Genomic DNA, 19,836 nt, shown 5'->3' with positions numbered 1-19,836 from the left:
GATCATGTCTAAGGATGATAGCTACGACGTCGTCATCGTGGGTTCGGGTTTCGCCGGCGCCAATCTGGCGCTACTGCTCGGGAGCGATGGCAAACGGGTCCTGATTATCGAGGCCGGCGACAACTTTCCGTCCAACCGAGAAGACTTCATGGAGAACTTCTTCCTGAATACCTTCAAGTCGCCGTCTTCGCCTTACTCACCGGATGACAACGGGCTCGATCCCGCCCGTACCAATGCGCCCAGACCGACGATCCAGGCGCTGGTTGAAAAGGACAATGGCGTTCCCGATTGGGACAATCCCGAGAAAGCCTACTTCACCTACACCGATGGTTCGCTTCCTTTCACCAGCACCTACGAGCGGGTTGCCGGCGGCACCGGAAACCACTGGATGGGGACCTGCCTGCGCATGAGCAATGCGGATCTCAAGCTGAAGACAAACTACGGGCATGGTTTGGACTGGCCGCTCGATTACGACGACCTTCAATACTACTACGCACAAGCCGAATATCAGATCGGCGTGTCGGCAGATGTGGCGGAGCAAGAGATCGTCGGCACAGAGTTCGCGCCGGGCTACAGCTATCCGATGCGTGGTATTCCCAAATCGAATTGGGACCAGATCGCCAAGGACAAGGTGGATGGAGCGCCACTGACCGACGAGGACTACACGATCGACGCGACCATCGTGACCGCCACGCCTGCCGGGCGGAATTCAGAACCCTATCAGGAGCGGCGGGTCTGTCACGGCAACACCAACTGCACGCCGGTCTGTCCGATCCAGGCGAAATACGACCCGACGGTCAGCCTGGATCAGGCTCTCGCGACCGGGAATGTGGACATCATCTACAAAAGCGTCGTTGACTACATAACCGTCGACAGTGCCGGCAAGATCGACGGCGTCCACTACATAACTTACGAGGACATCCTGGTCCCGGCGAGCTCGGGGGCAACGGGGCAGGGCACGGCCACGGGTCCGATGTATGTCCTGGCCGCCCATGCCGTCGAAAACGCGAAGATCCTGCTGAACTCGGCGCGTATTTCTGGCAAGAATATCGCGAACACTAGCGATCAGGTTGGGCGAAACTTGATGGATCATCCGGTGTATCTGGCGTGGGGGCTGCTGCCCTCGGCGTCGCCGGCTTATGCCTACCGCGGGCCGATTTCGACCTCGGGCATCGAGACCCTGCGGGACGGCCCGTTCCGCAGCAAGCGCGCGGCCTGGCGGATCGAACTGGGCAATGCGGCCTGGAACTGGCCAGTCGGAGACCCCTATGTATCCGGTCTCGACTACATCTATGGAACCAACAACGGCGGGACCAATTCCGGGAGCGCCATCTACGGTAATCAGGATTACGTGACCACGCTGAACGATATTCTGACCCGCCAGTTCCGCATCGGCTTTCTGGTGGAACAGGATGCGGAGGCATCGAACCGGGTTCAGCTTTCTACGACGGAAACCGACAATCTGAAGATCCCCCGTCCACTGGTCACCTATGGCCTTTCGGAATACACCATGAAAGGCTTCGAGAAAGCACGCGTTGCCGCAGATGAATTCATGTCTCGGATCGGCGCGACCGATTTTACCGTAACGGCGAGCGCGAAGGATAACCCGGCTACCTTCACCTACAACAAGCAGACCTACAATTACTCCGGTGCAGGCCATCTCTGCGGCACCCATGTTATGGGCACGTCCAGTTCGAACTCGGTGGTGACAAGCACACAAAGAAGCTGGGATCACGACAACCTCTATGTTATCGGCTGTGGTTCCATGCCCAGTATCGGTACCGAGAATCCGACCCTTACCATGACGGCCCTGACTTGGCTCACTGCTCAGGAAATTGCCAACCGCCTGTAATTTTCAATGCCGACTCGCGTGGTGGGGGAGCTGTATTGTTCCCTCACGCGCGGCGCTCCACATTCTTTTTTTCACGCTTTCACCTCCGGATTCGTCTTCTTTTTTCTATTATTTACGGCGATTTCACGTGTCTTTGACGAGCTGCTGACAGCACACGCCTAATCTTACCTCCATCGCTAATCGAGGACGCGATCGTTCTTGGCCGAAGTGGTCAAGTACGTGTGTGTCCTCTAACACCCTGAAATAGAGCTCGGCTCACGTTTTCCATTAAATCCGCGAAAAACGACCCGGCTCTAGGAGAAGAAACGTGTGCTCACTTCGTAAACCCGCAATGACATTCATGCTTTTCGCAATTCTGGTCGTTACGGCGCAATGCCCCGCGTCTGCCGGTCTGCGGGCGTTCGATGCGCCGGACGCAGATAGTGCCCCAAGTCTGAATCTTGGCGGCCGTCCGGCACCGGGCGCCGTTACAGCTCCGCAAAGTCAGACCTTCATGAATCATGGCGGGGTCTTCATGGGTTTTGTCGCGATGCCACAGATCACGTCCATTGCTCTTCTTTGCGTCGCCATCGCGGGTCTTGGCGTGACACTGCTCCATGAACGCCGACGCAAATCACATAAGACTCGGAAGGGCATGAGCAGGCACGCGCTGGCGTCGAGAGGAGCCCGGAAATCTTCCGGGAGTTAAAATCATGAAACAGTGGAATTGCCGCCTGGCTAAGATGACCGACGCAAAGGCCCTCGTGACGCTGCAGGTCGACTGCACACACAAACTGGGGTTTGCATTTTACAGCGACTTCGAATTGGACAGCTACATCCGGGAGGTCGGCACGCTCGATATCAGCCTGATCCACCGCCGGACCTATTACGTGGTGGAGCATGAAGGACATATCGTCGGCTGTGGCGGCTGGAGCGATCGACCGCCGCACTATGGAAAGTATCTCGACAGCGAAGAGCTTGCAGTCCATCACCCGAAGATCCGTGCGTTTTTCGTGCACCCGGATTACGCCCGCCAGGGGATCGGAAGCGCACTTATGGCCTATGTAGAGGCTGATATCAGGCGTGCCGGTTATGACTGCGTCGAACTGACAGCCATGCTGTCGGGCGTCACCTTCTATCGCTCGCTTGGGTATCGCAAGACCGGTAACGCCGCTGTCGAGCTTTCTAATGGGGCCTATCTGCCGGCCATCGAGATGGGCAAGCGCTTCAACGAAGAAGAGATCACGGCGCCAACCCTATGAAACGACCCGTGAGATCCTCGGTTTTTTACGCTCGCGTTTCGGCAAGCGTCCCTCGATCAGGTCTCGTTTCGCCGCGATTGATTCGGCGATGAAATCACGAAAAGCACGCAGGCGGGCCGTTTCGCGCAAATCGGGATGACTGAGCAGCCAAATGTCGAAGTTCTGTTTGGGCGGATGCAGGCCGACCCGGTTGAGCAGTGGGTCGAGGTCGCCCAGAAAGCAGGGCAGAATTGCGAGGCCCATGCCGTGCCGTGCCGCCTGATACTGGATCATGACGTCGTTGATTCTGTCGCGGGCAGGGGTTTTGGGAAAAGCGCTGTTCTTCACCCAGCCGGGAAAGGCTTCCCGATCGCCCCAGCCGATCCAGCGCGCTGACGTGGGATCGGTTTCCAGCGAAACGCTGTCCAGGTACTCCCGGGTCGCATAGGCCGCAGAGTGAAAGCGCGCAATTCGGCGCCCAACCAGATGCTCTGGTGGAGACTGGCCGATACGCACCAGGCGGATCGCAACGTCTGCTTCCCGCCGATTGAGATCGGCGAAGTCGTGGGATGTAATAATGTTCAGATCGATGGCCGGATAGACACGTCCGAAACGCACGAAGTCCGGCATCAGCAAGCCTTCGGCGACCACATTCGGCATGGTGACCCTGATCTCGCCGGACAGCTTGGCGTCCGTGCCGAGAACGCGCCGCTCAATTCCACTGATTTCGTCTTCGACTTTTTCGGCGGCTTCGATCATCTCCTCGCCGGCCTCCGTCGGCGCGTAGCCTTCAGCCGTCCGGTCGAAGAGGCGTACGCCCATGCGTTCTTCCAATTCGCCGATCCGGCGGGCCACGGTCGAATGACTGACACCAATCGAAGCGGCGGCAGAGCGGACCGAACGGTGACGCGCAAGGGCCAGGAAAAATTTCAGATCGTCCCAGTTGGTCACGCGATCTCCACTGTAACAGATTTGAACCAGACTGTTCGACATATGGTCGTTGCAGAAGCAATTGTAAGCTTCAATATAACCCGTGATTCGACGGGGCGGCGACCCGACCGTAAGAACCGAAGCACCAAAAGGAGCCATCCCTTGAGTCAGAGTCTTCTTTCCGCCCGGCGTTCCGGGGCGTTGGCCGAGTCGTATCTAAAGGTCAGAGGCGAGTCGCTGTCCCTGGTTTCAGGTCTGTCCGATTCCGACGCGACTGTGCAGTCGATGGAAGATGCCAGCCCGGCCAAATGGCATTTGGCCCATACCACCTGGTTCTTCGAAACTTTCCTGCTTGAGCCGCGGCTGACTGGGTATCAGGTCTTCGATCCCAACTATTGCTATCTGTTTAATTCCTACTACGAACAGGTTGGTGAACGTCATCCCCGACCAAGCCGGGGAATGCTGACCCGACCCTCGCTTGAGGACATCCGCAATTACCGGACGCATGTCGATGCCGGAATGGCGCGATTTCTCGACTCGGGACCAACCGGTGAAATCCTGGATCTGGTCGAACTCGGACTTCATCACGAGCAGCAGCATCAGGAGCTGCTCTTGACCGACATTCTACATCTCTTCGCGCAAAACCCGCTCCGCCCGGCGTTTCGCGCACCCGAACCCTTGGCGGTTGAAAGCAATGGGCCAGCACCGCTCGACTGGCTATCCTTTGATCAGGCAATGGTTCAGATCGGCCATGCAGGTTCGGACTTCGCGTTTGACTGCGAAGGCCCGCGTCACGAGGCGATCATCCGTTCCTTCAAGCTGGCGTCACGGCCCGTGCTGAATGCCGAATGGTTCGAATTCATGGCGGATAGCGGCTACCGGACCTCAACGCTCTGGCTCTCCGATGGCTGGGCAATCGTGAACGAGCGAGGTTGGGACGCGCCTTTTTATTGGGAACAACGGGATGGCGCGTGGATGACCATGACGCTTCGCGGCCTGCAGCCGGTCGATCCCGCTGCACCTGTCTGCCATATCAGCTACTTCGAGGCCGATGCCTTTGCCCGATGGATGGGTAAGCGCCTGCCCAGTGAGTTCGAATGGGAACACGCCGCAGCCGGCAGGGAAGTAACGGGCAACTTCGCCGATAGCGGACGCCTGCGCCCCAAGCCGCCTGCTTCGGTTGCCTCTGACGGAAGTTCTGAAAACCTGTTCGGTGACGTCTGGGAGTGGACGCACAGCCCCTACACGGCCTATCCCCGTTTCAAGATCTCCGAGGGTGCCGTCGGCGAGTACAACGGCAAGTTCATGAATGGCCAATATGTCCTGCGAGGCGGATCTTGTGCGACACCGGCCGGTCATGTGCGCGCCACCTACCGGAACTTCTTCCAGCCGGACAAGCGCTGGCAGTTCTCCGGTCTCAGACTGGCAGACGACGCATGAGTGTCATCGACCGGCCGAAGGCCAACACCGGTAGTTCCGACATGTCGGTATCTGGTGCTGCCGATGAAGCCTTCGCCAAGGATGTACTGGCGGGGCTTTCGAAACCGCAGAAAGAGCTGCCCTGCAGGTGGTTCTACGACCGGCGGGGATCGGAACTCTTTGAGCAGATCACTGATCTGCCCGAGTATTATCCTACGCGGACCGAGGCTGAGATTCTGAATGCCTGTGTGGACGAATTGCGGGAAATTGTCGGGCCCGGTGTTGCGCTGGTCGAATACGGGGCGGGGGCGGCCGTGAAAACCCGCATTCTTCTTGATGCTCTTGATACACCCGCGTTCTACGCACCCATCGATATCTCCGCTGAATTTCTACAGGCTGTGGCAGCAAATCTGGCGCAAGACTACCCGGCGATTAAAATGCGTCCGATCGTCGGCAACTTTCTGTCCGAGGTCGAGGTTCCCGGCGATCTGCTGACAGCCGGCCGACGCCTTGGTTTCTTTCCGGGCTCGACGATCGGTAACCTGAGTGACCATGAAATCACAAGCTTTCTCACCCGTGCCCGCCGGCAGCTCGGTGATGACGGTATGCTCGTGGTTGGGGCGGACCTGCGAAAAAGCCCCGACATTCTGATACCTGCTTATGACGATGCAGCCGGGGTTACGGCGGATTTCAATAAGAACCTGCTTGTGCGGATAAATCGTGAACTGGATGGCGGGTTCGATCTGGAGCAGTTTCGTCATCAGGCGGTCTGGAACGACGTCGACAGCAGAATCGAGATGCATCTCGTCAGCGAGCGCTCGCAGAGCGTAGACGTACTTGGACGCAGTTTCGATTTTGCGGCCGGTGAGACCATCCACACCGAAAATTCCCGTAAGTTTTCGATCCTCGCTCTACAGGCCCTCGCCGATACCTGCGGCTGGCGCGCGTTACGCTCGTGGGAAGATCCTTCAAAACTCTTTTCGGTTCTTCTGTTCGGCTGATCGAACAACGGCAGACGATGAAAATTTCCGCTAACTGATTCATTGACTCATAGCTAAATAACTATGTATCAATGAAGCATGGTCGATCGATCGGAACAGGCGAAGGCATTGGCCAGCGAGAGCAGAATGACAATTCTGCAATGGCTGAAGGAACCGCGCCGCCACTTTCATCAACAGGAAACCGGCGACCCGGCCGAGATAGGCGTTTGCGTCACGCTGATTGCTGCAAAACTCAAGATGAGCCAGCCAACGGTCAGCCGACATCTGGAGCTTCTGCGCCGGGCTGAATTTGTCGCGGTTGAGAGGATCGGGCGCTGGTCCTTCTTTTCCCGCAACGAGGCTGCCTTGGCCGACTACCGGAACTGGTTACATGACAATCTTTGAGAAAGCCGATGCACGTCTGCTGCCGGAGTTCGAACGCAAGACAGTGAGTATCGATGGCCAGGCCATAAGAACTCTTGTGGGTGGCTCGGGTCCACCAGTGTTGATGCTCCATGGTGATCCACAAACACACCTCTGCTGGCATAAGGTCGCACCGCAGCTGTCCGACAGGTTCACCGTTGTTCTGACGGACTTGCGCGGCCGGGGTGAGAGCCACAAACCGGTTTCGAACGGAGGTCATACCGCCTATTCGAAACGCGCGATGGCGGCTGAGCAGTTGGCGGTCATGCAGTCGCTTGGTTTTGACAGTTTCGCTGTTGTCGGCCACGACCGTGGTGCCAGGGTCGCCCGGAGGCTTGCATTGGACCATCCAGAGACTGTCACCCGCCTCGCGGTCATGGATATCGTTCCCGTGTTGGATTTTTACGAACAGGCCAATGCCGCTATTGCACAGGACTACTATTACTTCTTTTTCCTGACACAGCCTGCCCCGCGCCCGGAACGTCTCATCGCCGGTGATCCGCGCGGCTTCATGAGCGAGATTCTGTTGGATCTTACCAAGGGCGGCTCACCTTACGATCCGGCGGCACTGGAAGCTTATCTCGTGGCTTCGAGCCAGCGGGATTCGGTAGCAGCCATCTGCGAATGCTTTCGGGCGGGTATCACGCTTGATGTCGAGCATGACCGCGCCGACCGGGCAGCGGGACGGAAAATCGGCTGCCCGACCTTAGTGTTATGGGGCGAGGAGGGGGTTGTCGGGCGCCACTTCGACATGCAGGCTGTCTGGCAGGGGTGGGTTGAGAGCCTTAGCTGTGCAGCGATGCCCTGCGGTCATTTCATTCCAGAGGAAGTGCCTGAGCTCGTCGTCGAAAAACTGCGCGGGTTTTTGTGAGCCTGGCAAAGGACAGGGAGAGACAGAATGGCAACAGGACGTTCCATTGATCATATCGTTGTGGCGGTTCGCGATCTCGATGCGGCCGCAAAAGTTTACGAAGAACTTGGCTTTACTTTGACACCGCGTGCCATGCACGAAGACCGCATGGGGACATCAAATCGCCTGGCGCAGTTTGCGGGCAAGAACTTCATTGAAATTCTGGAAGTTGACCGCCCGGACACACTCGTACCGCATGACCCGTCAAAGACACCGCCATTTTTCAGTTTTGGCGGACATAATAAGGAGCGGATCGCAGAGCGCGAAGGTATGTCGATGCTGGTTTTTGCGAGTGGCGACGCCCGCGCTGACGCAGCCCGATTTCAGGCTGCGAGCGTTCCGACCTATGAAGTGTTTGATTTCGATCGGCAGGCGCGCCTTCCCGGTGGCGAGCAGGTGACAGTTTCCTTCTCCCTGACCTTCGCGACCTCACCGGATATGCCGGACCTTGCCTTTTTTGTCTGTCAGAACCGGGCGCAGGAGTACTTCTGGAAGCCAGAATTTCAGAAGCATAAAAACGCTGCTCGGGTGATCACTGCTGTTTACATCGCTTCTTCAAATCCAGAGCGGGACAGCGCTTTTGTCAGCAAAATGTTCGGTGGCGCGGTCAGTGCGATTACCGGTGGCTTTTCGGTCGCCTGCGGGGCAGGGCAGGAGGTCCGGGTCGTGACGCCGGAGTCGGCCTTGGAGCACGATCCTTCTCTGCAAATTGACTTGAGTTCCGGCCCTGCTTTCGTAGGAATCGCGCTGGCAAGCGGCGAAACCCGGGAAACGACACCAGCTACGGCAGCCTGCGGCCTGTTCATCGAATGGATCGCTGTCTGAAGGTATACGCCGGTGCCGGCCAGAGATTGTTTCTGAGGCAGCGCTGCAAATGCGATTGCCTTAGGATCGCCACATCTCGGTGGCATTGCAGACAGAATTAGGACCGACAGCTTCTGCGCCAATATCAGTCTCTGCACCGTAAGACAGGAAGAACTCATTGAACGACCAACAGCAGGTCTCGAGACTAAAGTCAGTCTTTCTCACGCTCGTGACCCGTGGGGCCGGACTTGCGGCTGCAGCACTGGCGTTCGGATTTTTTGCGCCCTGGCTGCCGGTAGCAGACTCCTTTGCGCATTTTCGTTTTCATCTGATTCTCGCGCTGGCGATTGCCGCCGTTGCGCTCGTACTCCTGCGGGCGCCGGTACGGGCAATGCTGGCCGCCGCGTTGATCATGCCGGGGATTTCCGGTCTGGCACCTGCCTTGCCGGCGGCGACTTCAGTGCTGGACCCAAAAGCTGATACGGATTTCACCCTGGTTCAGCTCAACCTCAACTTCCGGAACCGGACGGCGAAGGAAGCGGTGCGTTTGATCAGGGAAAGCGATGCTGATGTTGTAACACTGCAGGAAGTCTCTTTTTTTGTCTGGCAGACGGTTTCGGATCTGAATCAGGATTATCCCTATAGCGTTGTCTGCCAGTTTCGGCGCGTCGGCGCTGTTGCCGTATTTTCACGTCTTCCTTTTCCAACAGGTCTCGGACCGGTTCGTGGCTGCATCATAGGCGAAGGGCTCAGTTGGATCAGGGTCGAAGTCGGGGATCGTACGGTCACTGTGGCGTCGATACATCTGCACTGGCCCTTTCCCTTTGGGCAGGCAGCACAGGTCGAGCGTTTGGAAGGCCATTTGCAGGCGCTGCCGAGGCCGGTTGTCATCGGTGGAGACTTTAACGCCGCTCCCTGGAGCCACTCGGTCAACAGAATAGGTGAGGCAGCCGATGCTTCCGTTGTCGAGGGGCTGCGTCTGACCATATATCGGCCGTCGCTTCGTTGGGCACCAGGTCTTGGGCTGCCGATCGACCACATACTCGTCGGCCCTGAATTAGCGGCGGTAAGTGCTGTACGGGGACCGGCGGTTGGTTCCGACCATTTACCGGTAATCGCGCGCCTGGGGTTTGTGCCCTAACCTTTGAGTAAGGACTTCAGGTCGCTGTCAGGATCTGAAACGAAATCAGGTTCGGGCGAAAGGCCTTTTTGCAGAAGTCTCTTTGCGGTCATGAAGCTTTTTGCGTCGTTCATAGCATCGACGGCAAGCAACTTGTCATCATGGTAATACCAGACCGACATGGCGTGTTCGCGCGTGCCAGGACGTGTCACGTTGTGTGTGAATCCTGTGTTCAAGCCGGCAATCTGAAGTTTCATATCGAACTGGTCCGACCAGAACCAGGGTACCGGCTGATAATCGACTTCCTGTCCCGCAAGAGTGCAGGCGACGGCTTCACCCTGATCCGTGGCGTTCTGGACGGATTCTAGCCTGATCCGTCGACCCTGCCAGACGAAGCTTGCGCAATCACCTGCGGCGAGGATTGCCGGGTCTGAGCTACGGCAGGATGCATCTACCGCGATACCGCCATCGATCGTCAGTCCGGCCTGTTCCGCCAGTTCGGTTCGGGGCGCAATACCTGTGCCGACAATCACGAAGTCGACTGCGATTTTCTCTCCCGTCGCCAGTTCCGCATGGCTGGCCACACCATCCTCGCCCACGATGCGGGCAAGTTGAGTGTTCTCTAGAATACGAACGCCATGTTCCTGATGAAGCGCGCGGATATAGTCGGATGTCTCGCGGGCGGCCACCCTTTGCAGGATACGATCCGCCATTTCAATCAGCACGACATCCATGCCGGACTGAGCGGCAACCGCTGCTGCTTCCAGTCCGATATAGCCGCCACCGACAATCAAAAGACGTTTGCCGGCGGTGAAGAGCGGAGCAAGCACATCGGCGTCGGCAACATCACGCAGCGTATAAACACCCGCAAGATCGCCACCAATCGCAGCGGGTAGGCGACGGGGCTCGCCGCCGGTTGCGAAAACGAGGTATCCGTAGGTCAGCGCGGACCCATCTGCCAGTCGGACGCTTTTTGCATTCCGGTCGATCTCTTCAACTTTTTGGCCGAGCCGCAGCTCCACAGCGTGCTCGGCATACCAGTTCTGCGGACGGACCATCAGATCGTCGAGCGCAAGCTCGCCGCGGAGGTATTTTTTGGACAGATTAGGCCGCTGATAGGGCGCGACGGGTTCGTCGGACAGAAGAATGACCGGGCGATCGTCTCCCAGTGAACGCAGTTTGACGATCATAGAGGCGGCGGCTTGACCGCCACCGACAACCACAATGGGGCTCTCTAATGTCACGTTCTCCACATTCACCCCACAAGGCTGGCGATAGGCTCACAGGATCGCCGAAAATTCGTCACGGACCAGGTTATCCGAAAAAGAAAGCTGCTAAACCGAATAATCGTATATTTCGCCGTGGTCAATGCTGCCTTGAAGGTGTTTGTCGCGGATTTACAAAAGAGCGCCGCGCCCCTCACTCGGACGCGACACTTCTTTCAGAGGACTCAATTTGTTGTCAGCTCAGCCTTCACCATGGCGTAGGCCGCGTCGGCTTTGACGCCCTTTTCTTTAAGCTCTGCCAGTACCCTGGCAATCACATCAGCCTGGATCTTCTTGAAGGCTTGGATGTCGCCGGGAGAGGCGGGATTGATGCTGTTGTCTGCTGTCGAGACCGTCGCTTCGCGACCCGCACGGTCGATCTCGTCCCAGACGGCACCGGCCATGCGGCTGGCCGGCTCTCCGAACACTCGATCTTTCAGTCGAGTCTGCAGATCCTCGGGTAATCCCTCGAAGCTTTCTTCGTTCATGATGAAGGCGAAGGAACCGCGATAAAGCCCACCAGGTAGTTCAAATACATTCTGTGCGACTTCGGTTAGCTTGAAGCCCTTGCGAGATTCGAACGGCATGACGACGCCATCGGCCGCGCGGGAGGCCAGTGTCTCGTATACTTTTGGCGCCGGCACTTGAATCCCGGTTGCACCAAGGGCCTTGCCGACGTCGCCGCCGACACCGCCGGGAATACGAACCTTGAGGCCGGAAATCGATTCGAGCGACTTGACGGGCTCGCGGCTGTGGAGTTGCGCAGGACCATGGGTGTGCAATGCGATGAGTTTGACGCCTCGGTGTTCGTTGAGAGCAGCCAGGTATTTTTCGTGTGTGCGCCAGTAAGCGACGGAGGCAGCTTCTGCATTGCCTTCATAGCCTGGAAGTTCGATCAACTTTGTACCCGTGAAGCGGCCGGCCTGATAACCGTGAAAGATGACCGACAGATCGGCGGCACCGTCCATAACCAGATCCATTTGCGCCGGCGGCGGGGCGATACCGAGCTTGAGTTCGGCCGTCACCCGGCCATCGGTTGCGTCTTCGATCATCTTGATCAAGCGCGGCCACATAATGGCATTCAGTCCGTGACTGGGCGGTGCCCAGCTGGAGATGATCAGCTTGTGGTCGGCGGCCTGCACGGGCAGAGCCGTGCAAAGGCCGATTGCCGCGGCAAGGCTTAATCTCAACATGGATTTCATGGTTCTCTCCCGTAACGTTTTCTTATTGTTGGCGAGCGAATGTTCTATTGGGATTCCGGTAGGCGCACGATCATCCCGTCCATTGCATCGGTGACCGTGACCTGACAGCTCAGACGGCTGACGGGCAGCCGTTCCGAAGCGGTGAAGTCCAGCATGTCTTCCTCATGCGCCTCAATGGCACCGAGCTGTGACAAGCGGTCGTCTTCGAAGTAGGCGTGGCAGGTTGCACAGGCGGCCGAGCCGTTACACTCGGCGGTGATGCCCGTGACACCATGTTTAAGCGCGGCTTCCATGATCGAATTTCCCTGGGTTGCCTCGACCTCGCGGCGTGTTCCACAGGGCTGAACGAATATGATCTTGGGCATGCGCGGACCTCCTCAGATGCTCCAGCGGACGGGAAGCGAGAGCGGCCCACGAAATACCCAGCCGCCGAGTTTGACCTCAGCCGCCTCGTCCAGGCGCAGGTCCTTCAAGCGTCCGAACAGCGCGGGCAGGGCGATGGCGCCTACCATCTGCCGGGCGACCCAAGTGCCTGCGCAGTAGTGCGGCCCGGCACCGAAACCCAAATGCGACTGCTTAGGCCGGAGGATGTCGAAGAGGTCGGGTCGATCGAAGTGACTCTCGTCGCGATTTGCCGCCCCAACGCAGATGCCGAGCTGATCGCCCTCCCGGAGTTGCATCCCGCCCAAAACCACGTCGCGCGTGACCCGGCGCGGATACATGCCGATGGGCGAGATCCAGCGCACGGCCTCTTCGAAGGCGGCACTCCAGAGGTTAGCGTCCTCCATTACGCAGGCACGCTGGTCAGGGTTTGAGAGCAGGCCATAGGCCGTTGTCAGTATGGTATCGCGCGGTTCGTTTAAACCACCGCCGATGATGACCTTCACATTGGCCCTGATCTGCGCGATCGAATGCTTATCCTCGGCTTGCAGCATCGAGGAAATGATCGAGGGATCGGGACTGGCCTCCAGCTTCGGCAGGACAACTTCGATCGCGGCGTCGATCCCATCGGACGCGACCTGCCCTCTACGAATGACCTCAGGATCCTGTCCATAGTTGCCCACGGCGTCCATCAGGGACTGCGACCAGATGGCCAGCTCCTGCCATGAGACGTCCCGCAGGCCCAGCATTTCCATCAGTGAAAGTGATGCCATGGGCGCGGCGAAGCTGCCGAAGAGGTCGGTGGCGCCATGGTCATCGAACTGATCGATCAGATCATCTGCGATGACTCGAAAGCGGGGCGCCCAGTGGTTCCTGACCACACCCGGGCGAAAAGACGGCTCGATGGCCTTGCGTTCGAGGCGGTGGTCTTCGCCGTCTTTGCGCATTAAGGAATGCCCCATGACCCGATTCATGAGCGAAACGGGATTTGACGAGGCAAAAGTTTCGAAATCGCGCTCAATCTGCACGATATCGTCAAAACGGGTGACCAAATTGATCCCTGCCGCGCGCACAAAAGCCACCGGCGCGTCCCTTTGCAGCCTCTGGAAGCTGGGGTAGGGGTCGGCATAAAGGCTTTCCAGCGAGATATCGTCGATGACGGGAACAGGGTTCGCCATGGCCAGTGCCTCCGGATAGGGCCGTGCAGAGAGCTAATTGCTTATCATGTTAATTATTGCGCGATTTAAGAACATCGATCAATCCGATGATTTCAATAGTAACTATCTAAAAAACTGATATATCATTCAGAGAATGGACAAACCCGAACACCTGGCCATCGATTTCAACGCGCTCAGAACACTGCGTCTGGTATACGACCTGGGCTCGTTCTCAGCCGCCGCTGACAAACTTGGTCACAACCAGTCAACCATCAGCTACACGATCGACCGTCTGCGGCGCGCCTTCGACGATCCGCTTTTCGTGCGCCAGGGCAAGGGGGTCGCGGCCACGGACCGCTGCCTGGAGATCGTCGACCAGGCCGGACGGATGCTGGACGAGTTCGAAGCCCTGGCGGCCCCGAAGAGTTTTGATCCATCCAGTGCCGCCGGCACGCTGGTTCTGTCCTGCAACTATTATGAGCGCGCGGTTATCCTGCCGGGATTTGTCCGGGCACTCCGGAAGCTGGCCCCCAATCTGCAGCTGCGGGTGATCCAGTCTTCGGTAAAGGGTGACGTTCTGCTCAAGAATGGCGACTGCGATCTGCTGCTCAGCCCGATGCAGGTCGCGGGTTCGGAAGTCTTTCGCCGGCGAATCTACAACGACCACTATGTCTGCATCATGGATCGCGCCAATCCGCTCGCCGGCAAAGTGCTGGACCTGGAGGCTTACGAACGGTCAGACCATATCGTGGTGACCTATGATGGCGGCTGGCGTCCCTTGTATCTCGATGCGCTGGAGGCGCGCGGCGTCCATCTCAAAGCAGCGCTGGATCTGCCCAGTCTGGGGGAGCTGGAAGGGATGATACAGGGGACGGATCTGATTTCCACCGTACCGAAACGCATCGCCGACAGCTTTAGCGACGAGATAGCGGTCCGGCCTTGTCCGGTCGATGTGGAGTTGGGCATCGACCTCTACTGGACAGCGCGCTCACATCACTCCGCAATGAACAAATGGATCCGCCGGTTGATTGTCGACTCGATCGGACGCCAGGGAGGTTAAGCGGACCGGGTGACGCGGGTCAGAGGGAAGCTGATTTGCGGGCCTTTACCCGTACGTAGATAGAGGCGACGTAGAGCAGCAGGAAATAGACCATCATCACTTCGCGATGTTCCTGGAAACCAATGCTGTAGCCTTCACCGCTCAGCAGATTTGTCTGGACCATCAATCGGTCCAGCAGCCAGATGATCAGGAAAAGCAGGGCCGTGACCCGCACGACGGCGGTTGGCCAAAGCCAGTACCAATCGCCTTCCGTGTTGGTGATCTCCACCTTCCGCACGCGGCTGTAGATCGGCCAGGCGAGACCGGACAACACAATTCCGATACCGATGATCGTCTTGGGAATACGATCGAGTGACAGATGAAGATTGTGCAGGTTGGTCTCGTTCTGCCGGTTGGCTTCAGCCATCCAGCCCGGCGTATCCCAGAGGAACAGGTGTTGTCCCCAACTGGCTTCCTCGCCGGCGATATAGAAGAAGCCGACCGCGAAGAACAGCATCAGTGCCATCATCCAGGACCGTGGACAGTGCTGACGGTTGACGACAACAAGCAGGGCGATCACGAAGCCAATCACGCTGAACAGTACAGTCGCGTGCTCGATGGCCCCCGCCTCAGTGATCATCCAGCTCCGATAAAAGGAGTAGTCTGCGCCGATCGGCAGGGTCGCGAAGGGAACGATTGCCAGCAAGACCGGGATTACGAGCGAGTAGGTTTTGCTCAGATCGGCGGAGGCGTCAGGCGTTACGGTGGTGGCCGTCATGTTGCAGCAGCACTATCAGTTGGTGAAGATGGGTTTCCTCTAAACACATGCCACGTCGAACGCAAGTGTCCAACGCGTATCAATAGCTCCGGACGTCGAGTGCGATCCTTGCGCCGACGGCGCCACGCACCATACCTGCGGCCGAAAAGGGCATGGAGTAGTTCCCTTGGGCGTCAAGCGCAATCACGCCGCCTTTGCCTCCCTTTTCCGCGAGATCCGACAGGGCTTCTGCCGCGGCGGTTTCGAGGCTTTGGCCGCCATAGGACATACGGGCATAGATATCGTGTGCGACGGCATAACGGATAAAGTACTCGCCGTGACCGGTCGCCGATACGGCCACGGTTTCGTTCGCGTAGGTGCCGGCGCCAATGATCGGCGAATCTCCAACCCGGCCGGGTCTCTTGCTGCCGAAGCCACCGGTCGAGGTCGCCGCCGCGAGATGACCGCAACGATCAAGCGCGACGGCACCAACGGTCCCATAAGGTGCAGTGTTGGGGTCGATTGCGGCGGAGACGATTGCGGCCGAGACGATTTCGGCAGTGTCGGTTTCGGGGGGAGCGGTTTCGACCGAGGCTGGAACGCCCGTGGCTGTAACGCCCGTGGCCGTATCGCCTCTGCGCTCCCCTTTCTCCGGATGTTGAAGTTCGGCTTGTTCCAGGCCCGCATCCTTTAACAGGCGCTCCGCTGAAGGCCCGACGAAGAGGACGTTTTTGGTTTGCTCCATGACGAAACGAGCGCCCAGGATAGGGTTCTTGATACCGTGGACAGAGGCGACGGCGCCGGCTTTTTGACTCGGGCCGTCCATGATCGAGGCGTCAAGTTCCAACTTACCTGCCTGATTGGGTATCGCACCGCGCCCGGCATTAAAGATTCCGCTGTCTTCCATCTGCGAGACGACCAGGGTCACCGTGTCGATGGCCGAAGCGCCGCCCGCAATTGCTTCCTGGCCGCTCTGGAGGATGACTTTCAGGCTTTCCATCCGGCGATCCGCCTTCGAGTGGAAGGGCCGCGAGAGCGAGCCGCCGTGTGCAAGGAGAACAAAATCCGTCTTACCACTGGCGCAGCGAAGGTTGGTTTCTGCGGCCACGCCGCCACAGGACGTCAGCAACAGCGGGCAGATAAAAAGACCGATAGCTGAAAGCTTCATGCAATGGTTCCTATAAGAGTTTGGTGTTTTCTGTTCCGCGTTGAAACCACTCAACTTTCAATGCGGCGGGAAAAAAAGCAACGTCTGTTGCAAACAATTCTGTCCGTCACGATACAACTGCCATAAACTGCTCTGCGTTCCATCTCGAACGCCAAAACCCAACAACGAATTGAATATGACCGCCATGCCTGAGCTAGGGGCGAAAAAGCCTGCGAGTGGCCGTGGAGCCGGTATGGCCATGCTGGCCTACGGAATCTTCGCGACCCACGACGCCGTAATCAAATCTCTGGGCGCCAACTATGCAGTGTTCCAGATTATCTTTTTCTCTGTGCTATTCGCCTTCGTGCCAGTGATGGTAATGCTGTTGGTGGACCGGGCCGAGGCTAATCTCAGGCCGCATCATCCCTGGCTGGTCCTGGCGCGCACCTGTACCATGATGCTTTCCATGGTCTGTGCGTTCTATGCGTTCTCGGTCCTGCCCCTGGCCGAAACCTACGCTCTGCTCTTTGCGACGCCTCTGCTGATCACGGCTCTTTCTGTACCTCTGTTGGGGGAAACGGTCCGTCTTCGCCGCTGGATTGCGGTTTTTGCCGGTCTGGTCGGTGTCTTGGTCATCCTCCGTCCCGGCTATACGGAACTTAATTACGGACATGCCGCCGCTCTGATGGCGGCGACCGGAAGCGCCTTCTCGGGCGTTATCGTCCGGCGTATTGGATCGGAAGAGCGGAGCGCTGTTCTGATTCTTTACCCCATGTTGGCCAATATTCTGGTCATGGCTCTCGCATTGCCCTGGGTCTATGTACCCATGCCGCTGACCGACTTTGGGCTGATGGCGTCGGTCGGGCTGCTCAGCACCCTGGCGCAGCTTTGTGTGATCGGCGCATTTCGCGCTGCCCCGGTCGCCTTGGTGGCGCCCTTCCAGTACTCGCAGATTCTCTGGGCGGTTCCCTTCGGGTTCTTCCTTTTCGGCGATGTACCCGATATCTGGGTCGCGGTCGGGACCTCGATCATCATCAGCAGCGGCTTGTTCGTGGTCTGGCGCGAGAGTAAAGCCGAGGTTTCCGATACTGCACCGGTTTCGAGTAACCGCAATGCCCGGCCCGATGCCGGTCCTTTGATGCGGCCGCGCGCGGCGGATCATCCACAGCATTGACGGGTCGCATGTCCTGACAGGTTTTCGGTGATTTTTTCAATTTGACCGCAAGCATCGGAGTGATTCCCGTGCCTGTAAGCCTCATTCTCTGATCAAGCGTTACGGCTCCTTTGAGCCAGATGTCAGCAGAGTGAGGACCGAAACCATGAGTATGATTGAACCCGCAGTTGCTTCCAATTCACCTGTGGCCGGAGCACCGGTCGCCGGGACATCGGCCGCTGGGGCAGTTTCTGCCATAGAAGACTTCGCGAGTGAAGAGGCCCGCTGGACTGCCGTCCTGCGGCGTGATGAAGCGGCAGAAGGCCGGTTCTGGTTCTCGGTCGCGACCACGGGAGTCTATTGCCGGCCATCCTGCGCTGCCCGGCAGCCCCGCCGGGAGAATGTGGCCTTCTACGATTATCGGGAAGCCGCGGAAAAGGCAGGCTTCCGGCCGTGCAAGCGCTGTCGCCCCGAACTGCCGCCGAGGGCCGAGCGGCACCGCAACCTCGTCGCCGTCGCCTGCACTGCGCTCTCAACGTCCGAGGTTCCACCAAGCCTGTCGGAACTGGCCGCAGATGCCGGGCTCAGCCCGCACCACTTTCACCGCTTGTTCAAGGCGACTGTCGGAATCACGCCGAAACAATATGCTGCGGCTCATCGGGCAGGCCGCATGAAGCAGGCTCTGGACTCCGGAACCAGCATAACTGAAGCGATCTACGACGCCGGGTACGGCGGCAACAGTCGCTTCTACGAACAGGCAGATGCGCGACTAGGTATGACGGCATCTAGCTTCAAGAAGGGAGGAAGAGGAATGTCCATCAGATACGGAACCGCACAAAGCTGTCTTGGTCCAGTGCTCGTTGCAGCCACCGAACGGGGAATCTGCGCGATTCTTTTCGGCGAGGACCGGGGTACCCTCAAATATGATCTACACGCGCGTTTCCCCGAAGCCTCGTTCGAGCTGGCCGAGACAGAGTCTGATTTTCAAATCTGGATTGAGGGAACGCTCGCCTTTTTGAAAGCGCCACAAGCGCAATTCGAGCTGCCTCTCGATATTGCAGGAACGGCGTTCCAGGAGCAGGTCTGGCAGGCGCTGCGCAGTATTCCGCCGGGTAAGACGGCCTCTTATGCCGAGGTTGCAGACGCGATCGGAAAGCCGAAGTCAGTTCGTGCCGTCGCCCGGGCCTGTGGTGCCAACCCGGTCGCCGTGGCTATCCCCTGTCACCGCGTTGTGCGCAGCGACGGCGGCTTGGGCGGGTATCGCTGGGGAGTTGATCGCAAAGAAAATCTTCTTACCCGGGAGCGCGCAGCGTGAGCAGCCTTCTGCTGTCGTCAGGCGGGGTCGGAAAAACCCGAGAAGATCTCGGATCGGTCGAGGCCCGCCTGGCGGGTCTCGACTGGGACAGCCTTCACGGCGACCTCGATACCCGCGGTTATGCGCTGACTGGCCCTCTCCTGAATGCGGAAGAATGCGACCGGTTGATCGAAGATTATGATCGGGAGGAACTTTATCGAAGCCGGGTCATTATGAAGCGTCACAATTTTGGCCTCGGAGAGTATCGTTACTTTTCCTATCCGCTGCCGGAGTTGATCGTCCGCTTACGGGCTACGGCCTATCCTTATCTGGTCCCTCTGGCCAATCGTTGGGCCGAGCAGATGAAGCAGGAACAGCGTTTTCCGCATAAGCTGGAAAGGTTTCTCTCCGACTGTCACGCACAGGGGCAAGTCCGGCCGACGCCGTTGATCCTGCGCTACGGGGAAGGTGACTATAACTGCCTGCATCAGGATCTCTATGGCGCAACTGTCTTTCCCATGCAGCTGGCTCTATTGCTGAGTGAGCCTGGTGTGGATTTCGAAGGCGGGGAATTTGTTCTGACCGAGCAGCGGCCCCGCATGCAGTCCCGCGCCGAGGTGGTGCCGCTGCGGCGCGGTGATGCCGTGATCTTTTCCGTGAACGAGCGGCCGTTCGCGGGCACGCGCGGTTTCTATCGGGTCAAGATGCGGCACGGCGTCAGCCGTATCCGACGCGGAAGCCGGCACACGCTGGGTGTGATCTTTCATGACGCGGCTTAGTGTA

Annotated in this window: 20 protein-coding genes; 13 read left to right on the top strand and 7 right to left on the bottom strand. The window is 58.3% G+C overall.

The window, feature by feature from the left end; all coding sequences use genetic code 11:
* Window positions 1–4: 4 nt before the first annotated feature.
* From QMZ18_RS28500 to QMZ18_RS28490, 3 genes are all read left to right on the top strand, one after another.
* Entirely contained in the window at window positions 5–1,852 is a 1,848-nt protein-coding gene (locus QMZ18_RS28500; protein WP_282609795.1) for a GMC oxidoreductase, read from the top strand.
* Between the two features lie 307 nt (window positions 1,853–2,159).
* Window positions 2,160–2,540: a hypothetical protein gene (locus QMZ18_RS28495; RefSeq protein WP_282609794.1), complete on the top strand. Its 381-nt coding sequence runs from the start codon at window positions 2,160–2,162 to the stop codon at window positions 2,538–2,540.
* Window positions 2,541–2,544: 4 nt separating this feature from the next.
* A complete protein-coding gene (locus QMZ18_RS28490; RefSeq protein WP_282609793.1) occupies window positions 2,545–3,093 on the top strand; it encodes a GNAT family N-acetyltransferase in 549 nt (182 codons plus the stop codon).
* Here the strand turns inward: QMZ18_RS28490 and QMZ18_RS28485 are convergent.
* The gene (locus tag QMZ18_RS28485; protein WP_282609792.1) at window positions 3,088–4,023 is read right to left on the bottom strand and encodes a LysR family transcriptional regulator; all 936 of its coding nucleotides are present in this window, start codon (window positions 4,021–4,023) and stop codon (window positions 3,088–3,090) included. The two genes, QMZ18_RS28490 and QMZ18_RS28485, sit on opposite strands and share 6 nt — an antisense overlap.
* Before the next feature lie 141 nt (window positions 4,024–4,164).
* Between QMZ18_RS28485 and egtB the strand changes: the two genes are divergently transcribed.
* The 6 genes from egtB to QMZ18_RS28455 all read left to right on the top strand — a co-directional run bounded on the left by egtB (window position 4,165) and on the right by QMZ18_RS28455 (window position 9,679).
* Window positions 4,165–5,442 (top strand): ergothioneine biosynthesis protein EgtB, encoded by a 1,278-nt coding sequence (gene egtB, locus QMZ18_RS28480; RefSeq protein WP_282609791.1) that lies wholly within the window; start codon window positions 4,165–4,167, stop codon window positions 5,440–5,442.
* On the top strand, window positions 5,439–6,422 hold the full coding sequence (gene egtD / locus QMZ18_RS28475; RefSeq protein WP_282609790.1) for an L-histidine N(alpha)-methyltransferase: 984 nt from the start codon (window positions 5,439–5,441) through the stop codon (window positions 6,420–6,422). Before egtB ends, egtD begins: the two co-directional genes overlap by 4 nt.
* Before the next feature lie 78 nt (window positions 6,423–6,500).
* Complete coding sequence (locus tag QMZ18_RS28470) at window positions 6,501–6,806, top strand: helix-turn-helix transcriptional regulator (protein WP_282609789.1); 306 nt, start codon at window positions 6,501–6,503, stop codon at window positions 6,804–6,806.
* On the top strand, window positions 6,793–7,695 hold the full coding sequence (locus QMZ18_RS28465; RefSeq protein WP_282609788.1) for an alpha/beta fold hydrolase: 903 nt from the start codon (window positions 6,793–6,795) through the stop codon (window positions 7,693–7,695). The genes QMZ18_RS28470 and QMZ18_RS28465 overlap by 14 nt, the downstream gene beginning before the upstream one ends.
* 27 nt (window positions 7,696–7,722) lie before the next feature.
* Window positions 7,723–8,559, top strand: coding sequence for a VOC family protein (locus QMZ18_RS28460; RefSeq protein WP_282609787.1), 837 nt, complete (start codon window positions 7,723–7,725; stop codon window positions 8,557–8,559).
* A gap of 157 nt (window positions 8,560–8,716) precedes the next feature.
* Entirely contained in the window at window positions 8,717–9,679 is a 963-nt protein-coding gene (locus tag QMZ18_RS28455; RefSeq protein ID WP_282609786.1) for an endonuclease/exonuclease/phosphatase family protein, read from the top strand.
* Here the strand turns inward: QMZ18_RS28455 and QMZ18_RS28450 are convergent.
* From QMZ18_RS28450 to QMZ18_RS28435, 4 genes are all read right to left on the bottom strand, one after another.
* Window positions 9,676–10,902 (bottom strand): NAD(P)/FAD-dependent oxidoreductase, encoded by a 1,227-nt coding sequence (locus QMZ18_RS28450; protein ID WP_282609785.1) that lies wholly within the window; start codon window positions 10,900–10,902, stop codon window positions 9,676–9,678. The genes QMZ18_RS28455 and QMZ18_RS28450 overlap by 4 nt on opposite strands.
* Before the next feature lie 206 nt (window positions 10,903–11,108).
* A complete protein-coding gene (locus QMZ18_RS28445; RefSeq protein ID WP_282609784.1) occupies window positions 11,109–12,125 on the bottom strand; it encodes a TRAP transporter substrate-binding protein in 1,017 nt (338 codons plus the stop codon).
* Window positions 12,126–12,169: 44 nt separating this feature from the next.
* Window positions 12,170–12,490: a 2Fe-2S iron-sulfur cluster-binding protein gene (locus tag QMZ18_RS28440; RefSeq protein WP_282609783.1), complete on the bottom strand. Its 321-nt coding sequence runs from the start codon at window positions 12,488–12,490 to the stop codon at window positions 12,170–12,172.
* 12 nt (window positions 12,491–12,502) lie between these two features.
* Window positions 12,503–13,684: a cytochrome P450 gene (locus QMZ18_RS28435; RefSeq protein ID WP_282609782.1), complete on the bottom strand. Its 1,182-nt coding sequence runs from the start codon at window positions 13,682–13,684 to the stop codon at window positions 12,503–12,505.
* A gap of 133 nt (window positions 13,685–13,817) precedes the next feature.
* Here QMZ18_RS28435 and QMZ18_RS28430 point away from each other — a divergent pair, with 133 nt between their 5' ends.
* Window positions 13,818–14,723, top strand: a complete 906-nt coding sequence (locus QMZ18_RS28430; RefSeq protein ID WP_282609781.1) for a LysR family transcriptional regulator — start codon at window positions 13,818–13,820, stop codon at window positions 14,721–14,723.
* A 19-nt stretch (window positions 14,724–14,742) separates the two neighbouring features.
* Here the strand turns inward: QMZ18_RS28430 and QMZ18_RS28425 are convergent, their stop codons facing one another.
* Window positions 14,743–15,480 carry a hypothetical protein gene (locus tag QMZ18_RS28425; protein WP_282609780.1) on the bottom strand — a complete coding sequence of 246 codons (738 nt, stop codon included), beginning with the start codon at window positions 15,478–15,480 and terminating at the stop codon, window positions 14,743–14,745.
* 79 nt (window positions 15,481–15,559) lie between these two features.
* Window positions 15,560–16,627: an isoaspartyl peptidase/L-asparaginase family protein gene (locus QMZ18_RS28420; protein ID WP_282609779.1), complete on the bottom strand. Its 1,068-nt coding sequence runs from the start codon at window positions 16,625–16,627 to the stop codon at window positions 15,560–15,562.
* Window positions 16,628–16,802: 175 nt separating this feature from the next.
* Between QMZ18_RS28420 and QMZ18_RS28415 the strand changes: the two genes are divergently transcribed.
* From QMZ18_RS28415 to QMZ18_RS28405, 3 genes are all read left to right on the top strand, one after another.
* The gene (locus QMZ18_RS28415; protein ID WP_282609778.1) at window positions 16,803–17,780 is read left to right on the top strand and encodes a DMT family transporter; all 978 of its coding nucleotides are present in this window, start codon (window positions 16,803–16,805) and stop codon (window positions 17,778–17,780) included.
* A 145-nt stretch (window positions 17,781–17,925) separates the two neighbouring features.
* On the top strand, window positions 17,926–19,074 hold the full coding sequence (ada, locus tag QMZ18_RS28410; protein ID WP_282609777.1) for a bifunctional DNA-binding transcriptional regulator/O6-methylguanine-DNA methyltransferase Ada: 1,149 nt from the start codon (window positions 17,926–17,928) through the stop codon (window positions 19,072–19,074).
* On the top strand, window positions 19,071–19,832 hold the full coding sequence (locus QMZ18_RS28405; RefSeq protein WP_322097370.1) for a 2OG-Fe(II) oxygenase: 762 nt from the start codon (window positions 19,071–19,073) through the stop codon (window positions 19,830–19,832). Before ada ends, QMZ18_RS28405 begins: the two co-directional genes overlap by 4 nt.
* Window positions 19,833–19,836: the final 4 nt, after the last annotated feature.

Origin of the sequence: Pelagibius sp. Alg239-R121 (assembly GCF_947331435.1) — a bacterium.
Classification (GTDB): Bacteria; Pseudomonadota; Alphaproteobacteria; order Kiloniellales; family Kiloniellaceae; genus Denitrobaculum.
The sequence above is the reverse complement of the archived record's forward strand: the minus strand, read 5'-3'. Positions and strand labels throughout refer to the sequence as shown.

Bases quoted from the DNA above. Each gene is read 5' to 3' on its own strand.
- QMZ18_RS28430 (WP_282609781.1), top strand. From the start codon at position 13,818: ATGGACAAACCCGAACACCTGGCCATCGATTTCAACGCGCTCAGAACA.
- QMZ18_RS28465 (WP_282609788.1), top strand. From the start codon at position 6,793: ATGACAATCTTTGAGAAAGCCGATGCACGTCTGCTGCCGGAGTTCGAA.
- QMZ18_RS28425 (WP_282609780.1), bottom strand. From the start codon at position 15,480: ATGACGGCCACCACCGTAACGCCTGACGCCTCCGCCGATCTGAGCAAA.
- QMZ18_RS28490 (WP_282609793.1), top strand. From the start codon at position 2,545: ATGAAACAGTGGAATTGCCGCCTGGCTAAGATGACCGACGCAAAGGCC.
- QMZ18_RS28435 (WP_282609782.1), bottom strand. From the start codon at position 13,684: ATGGCGAACCCTGTTCCCGTCATCGACGATATCTCGCTGGAAAGCCTT.
- ada (WP_282609777.1), top strand. From the start codon at position 17,926: ATGAGTATGATTGAACCCGCAGTTGCTTCCAATTCACCTGTGGCCGGA.
- QMZ18_RS28470 (WP_282609789.1), top strand. From the start codon at position 6,501: ATGGTCGATCGATCGGAACAGGCGAAGGCATTGGCCAGCGAGAGCAGA.
- QMZ18_RS28420 (WP_282609779.1), bottom strand. From the start codon at position 16,627: ATGAAGCTTTCAGCTATCGGTCTTTTTATCTGCCCGCTGTTGCTGACG.
- QMZ18_RS28415 (WP_282609778.1), top strand. From the start codon at position 16,803: ATGACCGCCATGCCTGAGCTAGGGGCGAAAAAGCCTGCGAGTGGCCGT.
- egtD (WP_282609790.1), top strand. From the start codon at position 5,439: ATGAGTGTCATCGACCGGCCGAAGGCCAACACCGGTAGTTCCGACATG.
- QMZ18_RS28445 (WP_282609784.1), bottom strand. From the start codon at position 12,125: ATGAAATCCATGTTGAGATTAAGCCTTGCCGCGGCAATCGGCCTTTGC.
- QMZ18_RS28460 (WP_282609787.1), top strand. From the start codon at position 7,723: ATGGCAACAGGACGTTCCATTGATCATATCGTTGTGGCGGTTCGCGAT.
- QMZ18_RS28440 (WP_282609783.1), bottom strand. From the start codon at position 12,490: ATGCCCAAGATCATATTCGTTCAGCCCTGTGGAACACGCCGCGAGGTC.
- QMZ18_RS28500 (WP_282609795.1), top strand. From the start codon at position 5: ATGTCTAAGGATGATAGCTACGACGTCGTCATCGTGGGTTCGGGTTTC.